Source organism: Xylophilus sp. GW821-FHT01B05, assembly GCA_038961845.1.
Classification (GTDB): domain Bacteria; phylum Pseudomonadota; class Gammaproteobacteria; order Burkholderiales; family Burkholderiaceae_C; genus Xylophilus.
Genome location: CP152408.1, coordinates 4314975 through 4331542 on the forward strand (window position 1 = coordinate 4314975; position 16568 = coordinate 4331542).

The following is a 16568-nucleotide window of genomic DNA, read 5'->3' on the forward strand; positions in this document are numbered from 1 at the left end:
TCTAGATTCACGGTCTTTCACCGAATGGCTTCCCAGATGCGTTCTTTCCCGGCTCCCCACTCATCAGTCCGGCGCGCCGTTCTGGCCACAGGCGCTTCGGCCTTCCTGGGCCTGGCACAGGCTGGCGCGTCTGCCCAGGTAGCTGGCGTCTTTCCTGGTCCGGCCAGTTCCACCAAAGCACCTGTTCGCGGCGGCACCCTGATTGCCGTGGTCACGCCGGAACCGCCGACGCTCGTCAGCGCCTTCAGCGCCTCGGCGCCTGTCGCCATCGTCGCCAGCAAGCTCTTCGATGGCCTGATGCGCATTGGCCCCGACCTTGAACTCGTCCCTGAACTCGCACAGAGCTGGTCGGTGGCATCCGACGGCCTGAGCATCACGCTCAAGCTGAGGCGCGACGTGAAGTGGCATGACGGCAAACCCTTCACCTCGGCGGACGTGCGCTACTCGATGCTGGAGATCTGGAAGAAGATCCATCCGCATGGCAAGGTGGCGTACTCGAACGTCACAGGCGTCGACACGCCCGACCCCTACACCGCCGTCATCAGGCTGAACGCGCCCTCGCCCGTGGCGCTCTTCGCGCTCAACAACACGTCTTCGCCGCTGCTGCCCAAGCACATCTATGAAGGAACGGACCTGCTGCGCAATCCGGCGAACGTGAAGCCGGTCGGAACCGGACCGTTCCGTTTCAAGGAATGGATCCGCGGCGACCGCATAGTGCTGGAGCGCAATCCGGATTACTGGGATGCGGGCAAGCCCTATCTCGATGGGCTGGTCTTCCGGATCATCCCGGACGCCGCGGCGCGGTCGGCGGCGTTCGAGCGGGGCGACGTGCAATACGGGGTGCAAAGTCCGGTCGACGTCAACGACCTGGACCGGATCGCCAAGCTCCCGTCGATCGCGGTGGAGACGCGCGGCTACGAATATCTGTCGACGATCCGGATCGTCGAGTTCAACCTGCGCAATCCGGTGCTCGCGGACCTGCGCGTACGCCATGCCATCGCCCATGCGATCGACCTGCAACGCCATCTGGCGGTCGTGCTTCGCGCCGCGGGGAAAGTGGCGACCGGCCCCGTATCGTCGGCGCTGGCGCGCTACTACACGGCAGATGTGCCGCGTTACGCCTTCGACCCAAAAACGGCGGAGCAGTTGCTCGACGCGGCAGGGCATCCGCGCAAGGCCGACGGCACCCGCTTCGCCCTCAACATCGACTGGGTGCCGTTCGGCGAAACCAACCTGCGAACCGCGGAGTTCCTGCGGCAGTCGCTCAAGCGCGTGGGGATCGATGCACGCATCAGAAACCAGGATCTCGCGCGCTACTTCCAGCGCATCTACACCGACTACGACTTCGATCTCACCGTGACCTCGCTGTCGATGTTCGGCGATCCGCAGATCGGGTCGGAACGGCTGGTGTGGTCCGAAACCATCCTGAAGGGCGTGCCCTTCTCAAACGCGTCCGGCTACAGCCATGCGGCGACCGACGGTTTGATCCGCACCGCGCACGGCGAGACCGACCCGGCCAAGCGGGTCGAGCTGTACCGAAAGCTCCAGCGCCAGGTGCAGGGCGACCTGCCGTTGTTGCCATTGGCGGAAACCAGGCCGTGGACGGCGTCGAACCGAAAGCTGCAGGGGCTCGAGACGACGCCCAACGCGTGGGTCGATTCGCTCAAGGGCGCATGGCTCGCCCCGTGACCTTGCGTGCCCCCGGCGCTGAGCCCCTCGCTACGCCAGCCCCATCATGCGCACCAGCAACTGCTTGCTGCGCTCCACATAGGCCAGCCGCTCGGCGGGCGTGTTGGACAGGCGAGCGAGGGTGACGATGCCGACCATCGTCGAGTAGAGCAGTTCGACTGCGGCCTCGCGTTCTGCCTGCGTCTCGCCGGCCATGTCGGGCGCAAAAGTCGCCACGAGATCCTGCAGCCGCTCGCGCATCGCGTCGCGCATCGGGGATGGCTCACGGCCGACTTCCTGGCTGATGGCGGATAACCCGCAGCCGCGCCAGGGCGACTCGAGGTGCTTCTCGCTCAAATAGAAGTCGATGATCGCGCGGGCCGCCGAGCGGCCTTCCGCGCGTGCCTTGCGTACCTGCTCGGCCGCATTGTTCCTGCTTTCATTGAGCGCGGTGCTAATGGCGGTGGTCGCCAGATCGTTCTTGGATTCGAAATGCGCATAGAACGCGCCGTGCGTCAGGCCCGCATCCGTCATGACCTTGGCGATGGAGACTTCGGCAACGCCGCGCATGCGCATCAACCGAGATGCGGACAGCACGATCTTTCCGTAGGACTTGTCTTTGTGTTCGGCGGTGTAGCGCATGGCGGGCCTTTGCCGGAACCGGCCGGCACTCATAGTCTTTCGATCGTCAGACTATAGCGCTCCAACCTTACCCATAGCGAATCGCAAAAAACCAGATTAACTTACTTGTAATTGTAGGTTGTACAACCTTCAATCTTCTTCATACAGTCGCGGCTCCACATTCCGTGCCGTCTGGAGGCTGTTCTTGAATTTCAACCGTTTGATGCGATACATCGCTCGCCCGCTCGGGATTGCATGGGTCGGCCTGCTGGCGATGGGCGGCGCAGCAACTGCGGCGACCCCGGAGACGCCCGTGCGCGGTGGCACGCTCGTGGCGGTGGTGCAGCCCGAGCCCAGCGTGTTGACTTCCAGCCTCAACGTCGGGCAACCGGTGTCCACGGTCTCCAACAAGATCTTCGACGGCCTGCTGCGCCTGGGCGAAGGCCTCAAGCTCGAGCCCGAACTGGCCCAGAGCTGGACCGTGTCGCCCGATGGCAAGACGATCACCTTCAACCTGCGTCGCGGAGTCAAGTGGCACGACGGCCAGCCCTTCACTTCCGCCGACGTGCGTTATTCGATCGAGAACGTATGGCGCCTACAGCATCCCCGGCTGCGCACGGCGCTGATCAATGTCCACAGCGTCGAGACGCCCGACCCGGCCACCGTGATCCTGCGGCTCGACCGCCCATCGCCGGTCATCCTGCTCGCGCTGAACCGCGGAGAGGCGCAGGTACTCCCGCGGCATCTCTACGAGGGCACCGACCTCCTGCGCAATCCCTACAACGCGCGCCCCGTCGGCACCGGGCCTTTCCGATTCAAGGAATGGGTGCGTGGCGAGCGCATTGTTCTGGAACGCAATCCCGATTACTGGGACGCTGGCAAGCCCTATCTGGACGGGGTCGTGTTCCGCGTGATCCCGGACGCCGCCACCCGCGCCGCCGCGCTAGAGCGCGGCGACGTGCAGTACGGCAATGCCGCGCCGATCGGGCCGGTCGATCTGCAGCGCTTCGAGAAGCTGCCCGGCATCCGCGTCGAGACGCGCGGCTACGAGTACTGGGGCACCACCCTGATGCTGGAATTCAACCTGCGCAATCCACAGCTGCAGGATGTGCGTGTGCGGCGCGCGATTGCGCAGGCCATCGACCGGCCGGGCCTGGTGCGCGTGGTCTATCGCGGCTTCGGCAAAGCAGCCGTCAGCCCGATTCCCTCGACGCTCACCCAGTTCCACACGTCCGATGTGGAACGCTATGAGCCGGACCTGAAGGAGGCGGCCCGCCTGCTCGACGAAGCGGGGTTCAAGCCCGGCGCCAATGGCGTGCGGCTCAAGCTGCGCATCGACTGGCTGCCCTTCGGGGACACGGTGCTGCGCACGGCCGAGTACATCCGGCAGTCGCTCAAGCGCGTGGGCGTCGACCTGGAGATTCGCAACCAGGACCTGGCGCGCTTCTATCAGCGCGTCTACACGGAGCGCGACTTCGATCTGTCGATTGTCTCGATGTCGTCGCTGGGCGACCCGCAGATCGGTGTCGAGCGGCTCTACTGGTCCAAGACGATCCTGCCGGGCGTGCCGTTCTCCAACGGTTCCGGCTACAGCTCCCCGGCCATGGACGGCCTGATCCAGGCGGCCCACGAAGAGGCCGATCCGGCGCGGCGCGCCGAGTACTACCGCAAGTTCCAGCGCCTGGCATTGACCGATCTGCCCGCGCTGCCGCTGCTCGAGATCCGCTTCTCTACCGTCTACTCCGATCGAGTTCGCGGTCTCTCCTTGGCGCCGGACGGCGGCGTCGAGTCCTTCAAGAACGTCTGGCTCGGCGCTCCCGCCGGCCAGGTCGCCAGACAACAGGCTGCACTTCCATGACCGTCTCATTACTTCGCCAACCCGCGCCGTCCCGTCCTGGCGACGATCTGGGGGCCACCCTGAGCGCGCTGCGGACCGAATTCGCGTCGCGTGCGGCGGACTACGACCACACGGGCGCGTTCCCGCACGCCAACTTCGCGCGGCTGCACGAACACGGGCTGCTGTCGCTGGCCGTGCCCGCGGCGCATGGCGGCGCGGATGCGCCGCTCTCGACGCTCGCACAGGTGGTGGGCGAGATCGCGCGAGGCGACCCGTCCACGGCGCTGGTGTTGGTCATGCAATACATCTTCCACAACCTGGCGGGGCGCAGCGCTGGTTGGCCTGAACACTTGCGTGCGCGCGTGTTCGGCGATGCCATCGCCAAGGGGGCGTTGCTGAACGGTCTGCGCGTGGAGCCCGAACTCGGCACGCCCGCGCGCGGCGGCCTGCCGGACACTGTGGCACGCCTGACGCCGGAAGGCTGGCGCATCAGCGGCCGCAAGATCTATTCGACCGGCAGCCCGGGCCTGACCTGGCTCACGGTCTGGGCGCGCAGCGACGAAGCGGTGCCGCGCGTGGGCGGCTGGCTGGTGCATCACGACACGCCGGGCGTGCGCATCGTCGAGAACTGGGACCACCTGGGCATGCGCGCCACCGGCAGCCATGAGGTCGTGTTCGACAACGTGCTCACGCCGCTCGACCATGCGCTGGACATCAGACCGGTCGAGCAGCTCGACCCACGGCTCGACACGCAGTTCGCGGTCTGGAACTCGGTGCTGATCGGCACCGTCTACAACGCCGTGGCACGCGAGGCGCGCGACTGGTTCGCTGGCTGGCTGCAGGACCGCAAGCCCGCGAACCTGGGTGCGCCGCTTGCCAGCCTGCCGCGCTTCCAGGAAGCGCTCGGCCGCATCGACGCGCTGCTGTTCGCCAATCGGCGGCTGCTCGACGCGGCCATCGCAGGCCCGACCAGCGCGGCCGATGTGTCGCTGACCAAGTACCTCGTGACGGGCAATGCCATCTCGGCAGTGGAGTTGGCGGTCGAGCTGACCGGCAATCCTGGCCTGTCGCGCGGGAGCCCGCTGGAGCGGCATTTCCGCAACGTGCTGTGCAGCCGCGTCCACACGCCGCAGAACGACACGATTCTCGTCAACGCCGGCAAGGCCGCACTGTCGGCCCTCGCGGCTGAACGGCTGGCCGCATCGGCATCCATCCCGTCAACAGGAGCAGTCCATGTCAGTTGAGTTCATCGGCATTCTGGGCCATCGCGAAGGCAGTGAATCGCGTGCGCCCCAAGGCCCGGTCATCGACCCCGCCTACCTGGGCGCCATCGCCAGGGCCCATGAGTACGCGGGTTTCGACCGCGCGCTGGTGGGCTACCACAGCAGCCAGCCCGACGGCTTCCAGGTCGTGGCCTATGCGGCCCAGCAAACCGAGCGGCTGCAGTTCCTGCTGGCGCACCGCCCCGGCTTTCTGCCGGCCACCATCGCCGCACGCAACCTGGCCACGCTCGACCATTTCAGCAACGGCCGGCTCGCGGTGCACATCATCACGGGCGGCGACGATGTCGACCAGCAGCGCGACGGCGACTTCCTGACCCACGACGAGCGCTACGAGCGCACCGACGAATTCCTCGACGTGGTCACGCGGTTCTGGTCCAGCCCTACGCCTTTCGATCACGACGGCAAGCACTACAAGGTCAAGAACAGCCTGGCGGCGGTCAAGCCCCTGCAGAAGCCGCGTGTTCCGATCTATTTCGGTGGCGCATCGGACGCGGCGATCCAGGTCGGCGCCAAGCATGCAGACGTCTATGCGCTGTGGGGCGAGACACTGGCCCAGGTCCGCGAGACCGTCGACAAGGTGCGCACTGCTGCGGCCAAGTACGGCCGGGCCGAGCAGATCCGCTTCAGCCTGTCGCTGCGCCCGGTGCTGGGCCCTACCGAGGCCGAGGCCTGGGCCCGGGCCGACCGTATCTTCGAGGCGGCCAAGGCGCAGGGCGGTAGCGCCGGCGTCGTGCCGTCTGGGCGCGTCGGCGGCGGCAGCGTCGGCTCGCAGCGCCTGCGCGAGGCCGCGGCACTGGGCCGCGTGGTCGACAAGCGGCTGTGGACGGCACTCGCCACGCTGCCCAACGCACGCGGCAGCGTGACCGGCCTGGTCGGTACGGGCGAGCAGGTGGCCGAGTCCTTGCTCGACTACTACGACGCAGGCATTTCGACTTTCCTGATCCGGGGTTTCGATCCGATCGAAGACGCGTTGGGCTATGGCCGGGAGCTGTTGCCGCGCGTGCGTGCAGCGGTGGCGCAGCGCGAGCGTTCGTCGGCTGCACAGGTGGCCGAGGCGCGGCCGGAACTGGCGGTCGCATCGTGACGCTCACGGTCGCCAGCCAATGGTCAGAAGCGGCCAACGCCCGCCTGCGGGCGCGCGGGCTCACCGTGTTGCCGGTGCCGGAGGGCGTGCCCACCGATGTGCCACGGCACGCGCAAGTGCTGCTGCTCGCGCCGCCTTTCAAGTGGGGCGGCCGCAGCGCGCCCAAGCCGCCCGGCTGGCCATTCGAACTACAGTGGGTCCAACTGGCGACGGCAGGCATCGACTTCTTTCCGGACTGGTTGTTCGAGGGGCCGCAGGTCACGTCAGCACGCGGCGTCACCGCTGATGCCATCGCAGAATTCGCGCTCGCGGCCATCTTCGCCGCCGCCAAGCGGCTGCCCGAGATCTGGATCGACGACCCCGCGCAGTGGAAGCTGAGCACGCTGCAGCGCGTCGGCGGCACGACGCTCGGGCTGGTCGGCTTCGGCGCCATCGGCCAGGCCCTGGCGCGGCGTGCGCTGGCGCTGGGCATGCGCGTGGTGTGCGTGCGGCGCGGCGACGCGGCACCCGAGGTCGATGGCGTCGAGCGCGCGTCAGATCTCGCTTCACTGTTCGCGCAGTCGGACCACGTCGTGCTCGCCGCGCCGGGCACACCAGCCACACAGCACCTCGTCGACCGCGCACTGCTCGCGCATGCCAAGCCGGGCCTGCACCTCGTCAACGTTGCGCGCGGCTCGCTGATCGATCAGGACGCCCTGCTGGAGGCCTTGGACAGCGGCCGCGTGACGCTGGCCACGCTCGATGTCACCACGCCCGAGCCGCTGCCGGCCGGTCACGCGTTCTACGCCCATCCGCGAATTCGGCTGTCGCCGCACACCAGTCCGATCTCGCCGGACACGCCGGCGCGGCTGCTCGCCAAATTCGTTGCCAACCTCGAGCGCTACGAAGCAGGGCTCGCGCTCGACGACGTAGCAGATCGGGCGCGGGGCTACTGACCACGAACGCCAAAAGGGCGCCTACCCACGTCGCAAGAGTTTTCTCATGAACACCACGGTACAACAGCTGTCTTCCGCTCCTTCGCTTGCGTCCGCGCTGCCCGCGCAGACTTTGCAACGTCCCTCACGCGGCGTTGACCAAGCCATTTCACGCCACGGCAAACTTGCCTGGGAAGTGCCGCCGCCGAAGTCCGACCTGGCGGCCGAGCGGCTGCACCGCAAGCAGCGGCTGGCGGCGGGCTTCCGGCTGTTTGCGCAAGCCGGCTTCGCGACCGGCGTGGCCGGCCACATCACGGTGCGCGACCCGCAATGGACCGACCACTTCTGGGTCAATCCGATGGCGGTTCATTTCTCGCAGATCCGCAGCTCCGATCTGCTGCTGGTCAGCCACACGGGCGAAGTGGTGGAGGGTGAGGGTTTTGTGAACGGCGCGGGCTTCGCCATTCACTCTGAGCTCCACAAGGCGCGGCCCGAGCTCAATGCGGCGGCTCACACGCATTCGCTGTACGGCAAGACCTGGTCGACCTATGGCCGACTGCTGGAGCCGATCACGCAGGACGCCTGCATGTTCTACGGCGACCACGCGTTGTTCGATGACTACACCGGCGTCGTCACCGAACTCAGCGAAGGCGCGCGCATTGCCGAGGCGCTGGGGCAGCACAAGGCAGTGATCCTGCAAAACCACGGGCTGCTGACGGCAGGCCGCACCGTGGAGGCGGCCGTATCCTGGTTCATCGCGATGGAGAACACCGCGCGCGCCCAGATCCTGGCCGAAAGCGGCGGCACGCCCAAGCCGTTGGGGCCGGTGGTGGCGGCGCGCACGGCGCAGATGATCGGCAGCGAGTTCATCGCGTGGCTCAACTTCCAGCCGCAGTGGGACGTGATCACGCGCGAGCAACCGGACCTGCTGCTGTGAGCGGCGCGACATCCGGCGTTCGGCCGCCCTTGCTGGCGCAGCCCAGCCCGAGATCCGACGTGGCCGCGGCGCGGCGCAAGCGTCGGCGCCATCTGCTGCGCTTTCTAGCGGTGCGCATCGCGCAGGCCGTGCCGACGCTGCTGCTGGTCGTCGTGGTGAACTTCACCCTGCTCAACCTCGCGCCCGGCGACCTGGCCCAGGTGCTGGCGGGGGAAGCCGGTGGTGCCTCGCCCGAGTACGTGGCGCAACTGCGCGAGAGCTTCGGCCTGAATGAGCCCGCATGGCTGCGGCTGCTGCATTACGTGCAGAAGGTGGCGACGCTGGACCTGGGCTACTCGTTTCGCAACAGCATGCCGGTGTCCCAGCTGATCGTCGAGCGGATTCCCGCGACGCTGCTGCTGACCGGCTCCGCCTTGCTGCTGGCCATCGGCGTGGGCCTTGCGGGCGGGTTCCTCGCGGCGCTGCGGCCCGGCAGCTGGGTCGACCGCACGATCTCGTCGATCGCCCTGCTGGTCTACGCCACGCCGGGCTTCCTGCTGGGCCTGGCGCTCATCATCGTGTTCGGCGTCAAGCTGCAATGGCTGCCGGTGGGCGGCATGTCGTCGGGCTCGGACGCGGGCGGGGACTGGTCGGCTTTCGGCAGCCTGTTGTCCCACCTGGTGCTTCCGGTGCTGACGCTCGGCCTGTTCTTTGCGTCCATCTACGTGCGCATCACGCGCGCGGCGATGCTCGAGGTGCGCGGCCACGACTATGTGCGCACCGCCCGTGCCAAGGGCGTGGCGCCGCTGCGCATCGCGCGGCGCCACGTGCTGCGCAACGCGCTGCTGCCAGTGGTCACGGTGATCGGCCTGCAGGCCGGCGCGCTGTTGGGCGGCGCCGTGCTGGTCGAGGTGGTGTTCGCCTGGCCGGGGCTGGGGCGGCTCGCCTTCGAGGCCGTCTTTCAGCGCGACTTCAACCTGCTCAGCGGGGTCGTGCTGTGCGGCGCGGTGGCGGTGCTGATCGTCAACATCGCGGTCGACCTGTTCTACAGCGTGCTCGATCCGCGCATTGGAGTGCGGCAATGAACAAGGTGTTCGTCTCTCGCTGGCTTCGCGTCGCCTGGCGGCATCGGGCCCTCGCGCTCGGCGCGGTGCTGCTGGGCGCGCTCGTGCTGCTGGCGCTCACCGCGCCCTGGCTCTTCCCGGGCGACCCGCACGACATGGTCGGCGCGCCGGCGCTCGCGCCTGGCGGCGATCCGGAATTCCCGCTCGGCACCGATCTGCTCGGCCGCGACGTCGCCACCAGCCTCGCCTGGGGCACGCGGGTGTCGCTGTGGGTGGGGCTGGCTTCGGCCGCCATCGCAATCGTGATCGGCAGCGTGGTCGGCGTGCTGGCCGGTTATGCGCGCGGCTGGACCGACACGCTGCTGATGCGCGTGTGCGAGCTGTTCCAGACCATTCCGCACTTCCTGTTCGCCATCTTCATCGTTGCCATCCTGGGCGCGACGGTGAGCAACATCACGCTGGCCATCGGCCTGACCTTCTGGCCGGGAATCGCCCGGCTGGTGCGGGCCCAGACGCTGCTGCTGCGCGAAATGGATTTCGTGCGCGTGGCGCCCTCGATGGGCGTGAGCGACCTGCGCATCATCCTGACCCACATCCTGCCCAACGCGATGCCGCCGGTCATCGCGAACGCGTCGATCCTCGCGGCGATCGCGATCCTCAGCGAGTCGGGCCTGTCCTTCCTGGGGCTGGGCGACCCGAACAGCGTGAGCTGGGGCGGCATGATCGGCGCGGGCCGGGAGGCCATCCGCACCGCCTGGTACCTGACGATCATTCCCGGTGCCGCCGTGTTGGTCGCGGTGCTGTCGCTCAACCTGATCGGCGACGGGCTGATCCGTGCGCTCGACCCGAGGAGTCGCGCATGACCGCAACACCCGGTAGCGTGGTGCTCGCCGCGCGCGACCTGAGCGTCGCCTTCCGCAGCCAGGGCCGGTGGCTGGAAGCCATCAGCGGATTCAACCTGACGGTGCGGTCCGGCGAAACCGTGGCGCTGGTCGGCGAATCGGGTTGCGGCAAGTCCATCACGGCGCTGGCCTTGACCGGCCTCTTGCCTGACGCGGCACGCGTCGTCTCTGGCCGGATCGAACTGCTCGGCAAGCCCGTGTCGACGCACACCGAAGCGCAGTGGCGCAGGCTGCGCGGCAACCGCATCGCCATGATCTTCCAGGATCCGATGTCCGCACTCAACCCGGTGCTGACCGTGGGAGAGCAACTCATCGAAGCGATCCTGTCGCACCGCGCCATCGGCCATGCCGCGGCACGCGCCGAAGCCGCACTACTGCTCGCGCAGGTCCGGCTGCCGGACCCGGCCGCGCGGCTGGACGACTATCCGCACCAGTTGTCGGGCGGCATGCGCCAGCGCGTGCTTATCGCCATTGCCATCAGCAACCGGCCAGAGGTGCTGATCGCCGACGAGCCGACCACCGCGCTGGACGCCACCGTGCAGGCCGAGATCCTCGCGCTGCTGCGGGAGATCCAGCATCAGACGCAGATGGCCCTGGTGCTGATCACGCACGACCTGCCACTGGTGGCGCGCTGGGCCGACCGGGCCGTGGTCATGTATGCCGGCCGCAAAGCCGAGGAGAGCGATGCCGGCGCCTTGCTGCAGCGGCCGCGGCATCCCTACACCCAGGCCTTGATCCGCGCCCGGCCCGAGCGGCGCCCGCGCGACGGCGCGCGCCAGCGGCTGACTGAAATTCCGGGGCTGGTTCCGGCGCTGGGCACCGCCGGCCCCGGTTGCGCCTTCGCGGGCCGCTGCCCGCTCGCCGTGCCGCCATGCCATCTGGAGCGGCCGGTGGAGCGTGTCATCGACGGCGGGCGGGTGGCGTGCCACCTGGCCTTGCGCGATCAGGCGCAAGCCCCCGACGTGACAGCCGTCGACGTGCGGGAAAGGCTCGTCGCATGACGCCAATCGCCGCCAAACCGTTGCTCGACGTCGCGGGCATCGACGTGGCTTTCGACGGCGCGCACGGCACCGTCCATGCGGTGCGCGACGTGAGCCTGCAGCTCCAGCGTGGCGAGGTGCTGGCCATCGTCGGCGAGTCGGGCTCGGGCAAATCGAGCCTGGCGCGCAGCATCATGGGCATGGTGCCCGCGCGGGCCGGCCGGCTGACCCTCGACGGCGCCGGCCTGGCAGCGTCCGCCCGGCATCGCACGCTCGCCCAGCGCCGCAGCATCAGCATGGTGTTCCAGGACAGCGGTGCCGCGTTCGACCCGCGCTTCACTGTGCAGCGGATTCTGGAAGAGCCCCTGCGGCACCTGGCGCAGGCACTATCCCCCGACGCGGGCGGCGCGGACACGACCGCGGCGCGGCTGCTCGACGACGTGGGCCTTTCTCGCACGCTGCTCGACCGGCGCCCGCACGAACTGTCGGGCGGCCAGCGGCAGCGCGTCGGCATCGCGCGGGCGCTGGCGACGGCGCCCGACCTGCTGATCTGCGACGAAGCCGTGTCGGCGCTGGACGTGTCGGTGCAGGCGCAGATCCTGAACCTGCTGTCCGACCTGCAGGCCCGCCGGCAACTCAGCTTTCTTTTCATTACGCACGACATCTCCGTCGTCGAGTATTTCGCCGACCGCATCGCGGTGATGTACCAGGGGCAGTTGCTGGAAACGGGCTTCGCGTCGGACGTGCTCGATGCGCCGCAGCATGCCTATACGCGCAGGCTGCTGGAATCGGTGAGGCTGGCGCGCGCGAGCTGAGGGCTGCACTAGGTCAACGGCAGCACCACGCTGGCGCGCAACCCGTGCCCGGCGCTGCCCACGGCCAGCAGCAAGCGGCTGCCGTGCAGGCGCGCGATCTCGTCCGATATCGCCAGGCCCAGGCCGGTGCCTTCGCCCTGCGTGCCCTGCACGCGGTAGAAGCGCTCCAGCACCCGCGCGCGCTCGTGCGGGGCGATGCCGGGGCCGTCGTCGTCCACCTCCAGCACGGCAGCGGGCGCGCCGGCTTCGCTGCGGGCACTGCGGCAGCGGATGGTGACGGTGCCGCCGCCGGGCGTGTACTTCACCGCGTTGTCCACCAGGTTGCCCAGCAGCTCGCGCAGCAGCCATGCATGGCCGCTGACCCATACCGGCTGCACGTCCAGGCCCAGGTCTATGCGCTTGGCCGCGGCGGCGTCGAAGTGGATCTCGATCATGGCCTCGCACAGCGCCTTCAGGTCCAGCGGCTCGGGCGCCTGGCCTTGCAGCGCATGGGCGTCGGCGCGCGACAAGGCCAGCAACTGGTGCGCCAGTTGCGAGGTGCGGCGCGTGGCATCGCGCAGCTTGTAGACATCAGAAGCTCTTAAATTAATAGCGCCTAGCCCAGGCTGCACCTGGGCTAGAGGCATATTTTCTTTAAATTCTGGTGCCGGCTGCGTGCGGCCGGCGGCCTGCGCCCAGGCCTCCACCTGGGCCTGCAGGCCGGCCAGCGGCGTGCGCAGTTGGTGCGCGGCGTCGGCGATGAAGCGGCGCTGGCTCTCGGTCTGCGCGTTGACCATGCCGAACAGGCGGTTGAGCGACAGCACCAGCGGCCGCACCTCGTCGGGCGAAGCCTGCGCGTCGAGCGGGCTCAGGTCGCGCGGCGAGCGGTGCTCGACCGCTTCCTTGAGCGCGATCAGCGGGCGCAGCGCGTGGCGCACCGCGATGTTCATGGCCACTGCCGTCACGGCCAGCAGCACCAGGTTGGGCAGCAGCACCCGCAGCAGCACGCTGCGCGCCCAGTTCTGCCTGGGGTCAGAACCATCAGCCAGTTGCATGACGAAGTCACCGGCTGCGGTGCTGACGCGCTGCGCGACGATGCGGTAGCGCACGCCGTCCTGCTCGCGGCTGTGGAACTCGGGCTCGCGCGTGCCGGGCGCGGGCACCTCCAGCCAGGGCTCGCCATGCAGCACGCGGCCTTCGTTGTCGGCCACGCTGTAGGCGGCCAGGCCCGGGCGTTCTTTCAAGAACTCTTCCACCGGCGGCGCCAGCAGCACCAGCGGCAGCGCGCCCTTGTCGTCGGCAACGATGATGGAGTCGGTCAGCATGGGCACCATGCGCAGCAGTTGCGCGTCCTGGCGCAGCGCCGCGCTGTCGGCAGAGCGGTAGTCGAGCCAGGCGCTGAACACCGCGGCCAGCAGCAGCGGGATCAGCAGCAGCACCAGCAGGCGGCGCTGCAGGCCCGCCTCTACGCGCATGCGGGGCATGCTCACGTCGCGGCGGCCCCCGGCTCACGCAGCTCCAGCCGGTAGCCAAAGCCACGGATGGCGCGCAAGGCCACGCCATGCGGCTCGATCTTGCCGCGCAGGCGCGAGATGTAGACCTCGACCGCGTTGGCGGTGATCTCCTTGTCCCAGCCGGTCAGCGCCTGCAGCAGCTTGTCTTTGCTGGTGGGCTTGGGCGCGTGCAGCAGCAGGTACTCCAGCACCGTCCACTCGCGCGGGCCCAGCTCCAGCGGCTGGCCGTGCACGCTGCCACGGCGGTTGGCGGTGTCCAGCTCCAGCGGGCCAAAGCCCAGCACCGCAGAGTTGGCGGCCTGCGAGCGCCGCAGCAGCGCACGCAGGCGCGCCAGCAGCTCGGGCAGCTCGAAGGGCTTGATCATGTAGTCGTCCGCGCCCAGGTCCAGGCCCTGCACCCGGTCTTGCAGCGCGTCGCGCGCGGTAAGGATCAATATCGGCAGCGCCAGGCCCTGCTGGCGCAGGTGCCGCGTCAGCTCCAGGCCGTCGGTGCTGGGCAGGCCGATGTCGATGATGGCGGCATCAAAGCGTTCACGGCGCAGCACCTCTTCGGCACGCTCAGCACTGCCGACCCAATCAACCGCATAGCCGGCGCCCGAAAGCCCCAGCTTGATGCCGCTGGCAACCATCACGTCGTCTTCGACCAGCAGCAGCCTCATGCCAGAGCGGCGCAAACGCGCCGTGCAAACGCCAGGGGAGAAACAGTGGGTGCCATGCTCTCAAGCCCGAAGAGAAGGGGCGCGCAGGATAGCACCCGACCTGCCTAGGGGAAAACCCCGCCGCAGCGTGTCAGCCTTCCTTCAGCGCCGCGCGCAGGGCCGCCGCTAGCATTGCCCGGTTGCGCGCAGCAAGGCTTTTTGCAGGCCCTGCGCCACGCATTCCGTAGACCCGAAAGGCGCTGCCCATGAACGTGCTTCTCAAATTCGCCCTGGCCGTGGACTGGACCACCCGCAAGCTCGGCAAGATCGCCGCCTGGGCGGTGCTGGCCGCGGCGCTCATCTCTGCCGGCAACGCCTTTGTGCGCTATGGCCTGGACATCAGCTCCAACGGCTGGCTCGAGATCCAGTGGTACCTGTTTGCCGCCACCGTGATGCTGGGCGCGCCGGTGGTGCTGCAGCTCAACGAGCATGTGCGGGTAGACATCCTCTACGGCCGGCTCAAGGGCAATGGCAAGGTCTATGTCGACCTGTTTGGCCTGCTGCTGTTCCTGCTGCCGGTGATGGCGCTGCTGGCCTGGCTCAGCTGGCCGCTGTTCGTGCGCATGCTGGAGACCGGCGAAAGGTCCAGCAACGCCGGTGGCCTGATCCGCTGGCCGGCCATGCTGCTGCTGCCGCTGGGCTTTGGCCTGATGGTGCTGCAGGGCGTGGCCGAGATCATCAAGCGCGTGGCCTATCTCACGGGCCGCTACGAGATGGACACCCATTACGAGAAGCCCGTGCAGTAGCCCTCCCCCTCCGCTGCTCAACGCTTTTCACGACTTCTCTCAGGACTCCACCATGCAGATGGAAAACTTCGCCCCGATCATGTTCGCGGGCCTGGTGCTGATCATGCTGATCGGCTTCCCCGTGGCCTTCTCGCTGGCCGCGCTGGGGCTGGCCTCGGGCTTCTTCGCGATCGAGATGGGCTGGTTCCCGGCGGGCTTCATGGCCAACCTGCCGCTCAACATGTTCGGCATCCTGTCCAACGAGTTGCTGCTGGCCATCCCCTTCTTCACCTTCATGGGCGCCATCCTGGAGAAGTGCGGCCTGGCCGAGGACATGCTGGATTCGATGGGCCAGCTGTTCGGCCCGGCCAAGGGCGGCCTGGGCTACTCGGTGATCATCGTCGGCTTCATCCTGGGCGCCATCACTGGCACGGTGGCGGGCCAGGTGATTGCCATGGCGCTGATCTCGCTGCCGGTGATGATCCGCTACGGCTACAACATGCGCTATGCCACCGGCGTGCTGGCGGCGTCCGGCACCATCACGCAACTGGTGCCGCCATCGCTGGTGCTGATCGTCATGGCCGACCAGCTCGGCCGCTCGGTCGGTGACATGTACAAGGGCGCCTGGGGCCCATCCATCCTGCAGGTGCTGATTTTTGCGGGCTACACCTTCGCGCTGGGCATCTTCAAGCCGCACCACGTTCCCGGCGTGCCCAAAGAGGCGCGCACGCTGCACGGCTGGGCGCTGTGGGGCAAGTGCCTGCGCGGCATCCTGCCGGCGGCCGTGCTGATCTTTGCCGTGCTGGGCTCCATGGGCGGCCTGCCCGGCATCGACACCGCCATCGCCACCCCGACAGAAGCCGGCGCCATGGGCGTGGTCGGTGCGCTGATCCTGGCGGCCATGCACAAGCGGCTGACGCGCCCGCTGATCTGGGACGCCATGGTCGGCACCATGCGCCTGACGGCCATGGTGGTCTTCATCCTGATCGGCGCACGCGTGTTCTCGATGGTGTTCCAGGGCGTGGACGGCGCCAAGTGGGTGGAGCACATGCTGTCGGGCCTGCCCGGCGGGCAGGTGGGCTTCCTGATCGCGGTCAACATCTTCATCTTCTTCCTGGCCTTCTTCCTCGACTTCTTCGAGATCGCCTTCATCATCCTGCCCATGCTGGGCCCGGTGGCCGACAAGCTGGGCATCGACCTGGTCTGGTTCGGCGTGCTGCTGTGCGTGAACATGCAGACCAGCTTCATGCACCCGCCCTTCGGCTTTGCGCTGTTCTACCTGCGCGGCATCGCCGACACGCTGTTCAAGGAAAAGCGCATCCCCGTCAAGATCAAGTCCAGCGACATCTACCTGGGCGCCATTCCCTGGGTGGCAATGCAACTGCTGCTGGTGGCCATCGTCATCTTCGTGCCGCAGACCGTCACCATCTTCCTGGACAAGGAAGAGGTGATCGACGTCGACAAGGTCAAGATCGAGATGCCCGCAGACGACGCGCAGCCAGAGCACGCCGAGTCGGCCGAGGACGAGCAAAAGCGCGTCGAGCAGATGTTCAAGTAAGGATGCAGGC

General features: G+C 68.0%; 15 protein-coding genes. 12 read left to right on the forward strand and 3 right to left on the reverse strand.

Going from position 1 to position 16568, the window contains the following annotated elements:
- Nucleotides 1-24: 24 nt before the first annotated feature.
- Nucleotides 25-1689 carry an ABC transporter substrate-binding protein gene (locus tag AAFF27_20100; protein XAH22301.1) on the forward strand — a complete coding sequence of 555 codons (1665 nt, stop codon included), beginning with the start codon at nt 25-27 and terminating at the stop codon, nt 1687-1689.
- Between the two features lie 30 nt (nt 1690-1719).
- Here AAFF27_20100 and AAFF27_20105 read toward each other — a convergent pair whose 3' ends face one another.
- Nucleotides 1720-2310 carry a TetR/AcrR family transcriptional regulator gene (locus tag AAFF27_20105; GenBank protein XAH22302.1) on the reverse strand — a complete coding sequence of 197 codons (591 nt, stop codon included), beginning with the start codon at nt 2308-2310 and terminating at the stop codon, nt 1720-1722.
- A gap of 184 nt (nt 2311-2494) precedes the next feature.
- Here AAFF27_20105 and AAFF27_20110 point away from each other — a divergent pair, with 184 nt between their 5' ends.
- Genes AAFF27_20110 through AAFF27_20150 form a run of 9 tightly spaced genes read left to right on the forward strand, consistent with a single transcriptional unit; the run spans nt 2495 to nt 12084 of the window.
- On the forward strand, nt 2495-4147 hold the full coding sequence (locus AAFF27_20110) for an ABC transporter substrate-binding protein (GenBank protein XAH22303.1): 1653 nt from the start codon (nt 2495-2497) through the stop codon (nt 4145-4147).
- Nucleotides 4144-5370, forward strand: coding sequence for an acyl-CoA dehydrogenase family protein (locus AAFF27_20115; protein XAH22304.1), 1227 nt, complete (start codon nt 4144-4146; stop codon nt 5368-5370). Before AAFF27_20110 ends, AAFF27_20115 begins: the two co-directional genes overlap by 4 nt.
- A complete protein-coding gene (locus AAFF27_20120; GenBank protein ID XAH22305.1) occupies nt 5360-6493 on the forward strand; it encodes an LLM class flavin-dependent oxidoreductase in 1134 nt (377 codons plus the stop codon). Before AAFF27_20115 ends, AAFF27_20120 begins: the two co-directional genes overlap by 11 nt.
- A complete protein-coding gene (locus AAFF27_20125) occupies nt 6490-7428 on the forward strand; it encodes a D-isomer specific 2-hydroxyacid dehydrogenase family protein (protein XAH22306.1) in 939 nt (312 codons plus the stop codon). The genes AAFF27_20120 and AAFF27_20125 overlap by 4 nt, the downstream gene beginning before the upstream one ends.
- A 46-nt stretch (nt 7429-7474) precedes the next feature.
- Nucleotides 7475-8344 (forward strand): class II aldolase/adducin family protein, encoded by an 870-nt coding sequence (locus tag AAFF27_20130; GenBank protein XAH22307.1) that lies wholly within the window; start codon nt 7475-7477, stop codon nt 8342-8344.
- Nucleotides 8341-9408, forward strand: coding sequence for an ABC transporter permease (locus AAFF27_20135; protein ID XAH22308.1), 1068 nt, complete (start codon nt 8341-8343; stop codon nt 9406-9408). The genes AAFF27_20130 and AAFF27_20135 overlap by 4 nt, the downstream gene beginning before the upstream one ends.
- Nucleotides 9405-10250 (forward strand): ABC transporter permease, encoded by an 846-nt coding sequence (locus AAFF27_20140; protein ID XAH22309.1) that lies wholly within the window; start codon nt 9405-9407, stop codon nt 10248-10250. Before AAFF27_20135 ends, AAFF27_20140 begins: the two co-directional genes overlap by 4 nt.
- The gene (locus tag AAFF27_20145; GenBank protein XAH22310.1) at nt 10247-11290 is read left to right on the forward strand and encodes an ABC transporter ATP-binding protein; all 1044 of its coding nucleotides are present in this window, start codon (nt 10247-10249) and stop codon (nt 11288-11290) included. The genes AAFF27_20140 and AAFF27_20145 overlap by 4 nt, the downstream gene beginning before the upstream one ends.
- A complete protein-coding gene (locus AAFF27_20150) occupies nt 11287-12084 on the forward strand; it encodes an ATP-binding cassette domain-containing protein (protein XAH22311.1) in 798 nt (265 codons plus the stop codon). Before AAFF27_20145 ends, AAFF27_20150 begins: the two co-directional genes overlap by 4 nt.
- Nucleotides 12085-12092: 8 nt before the next feature.
- Here AAFF27_20150 and AAFF27_20155 read toward each other — a convergent pair whose 3' ends face one another.
- Nucleotides 12093-13547, reverse strand: a complete 1455-nt coding sequence (locus AAFF27_20155; protein XAH22312.1) for an ATP-binding protein — start codon at nt 13545-13547, stop codon at nt 12093-12095.
- A gap of 2 nt (nt 13548-13549) precedes the next feature.
- On the reverse strand, nt 13550-14236 hold the full coding sequence (locus AAFF27_20160) for a response regulator transcription factor (GenBank protein ID XAH22313.1): 687 nt from the start codon (nt 14234-14236) through the stop codon (nt 13550-13552).
- 245 nt (nt 14237-14481) lie between these two features.
- On the opposite strand from AAFF27_20160, the gene AAFF27_20165 reads away from it, so the two are divergent.
- Nucleotides 14482-15021: a TRAP transporter small permease subunit gene (locus AAFF27_20165; GenBank protein XAH22314.1), complete on the forward strand. Its 540-nt coding sequence runs from the start codon at nt 14482-14484 to the stop codon at nt 15019-15021.
- Nucleotides 15022-15073: 52 nt separating this feature from the next.
- The gene (locus tag AAFF27_20170; protein ID XAH22315.1) at nt 15074-16558 is read left to right on the forward strand and encodes a TRAP transporter large permease subunit; all 1485 of its coding nucleotides are present in this window, start codon (nt 15074-15076) and stop codon (nt 16556-16558) included.
- Nucleotides 16559-16568 lie beyond the last annotated feature (10 nt).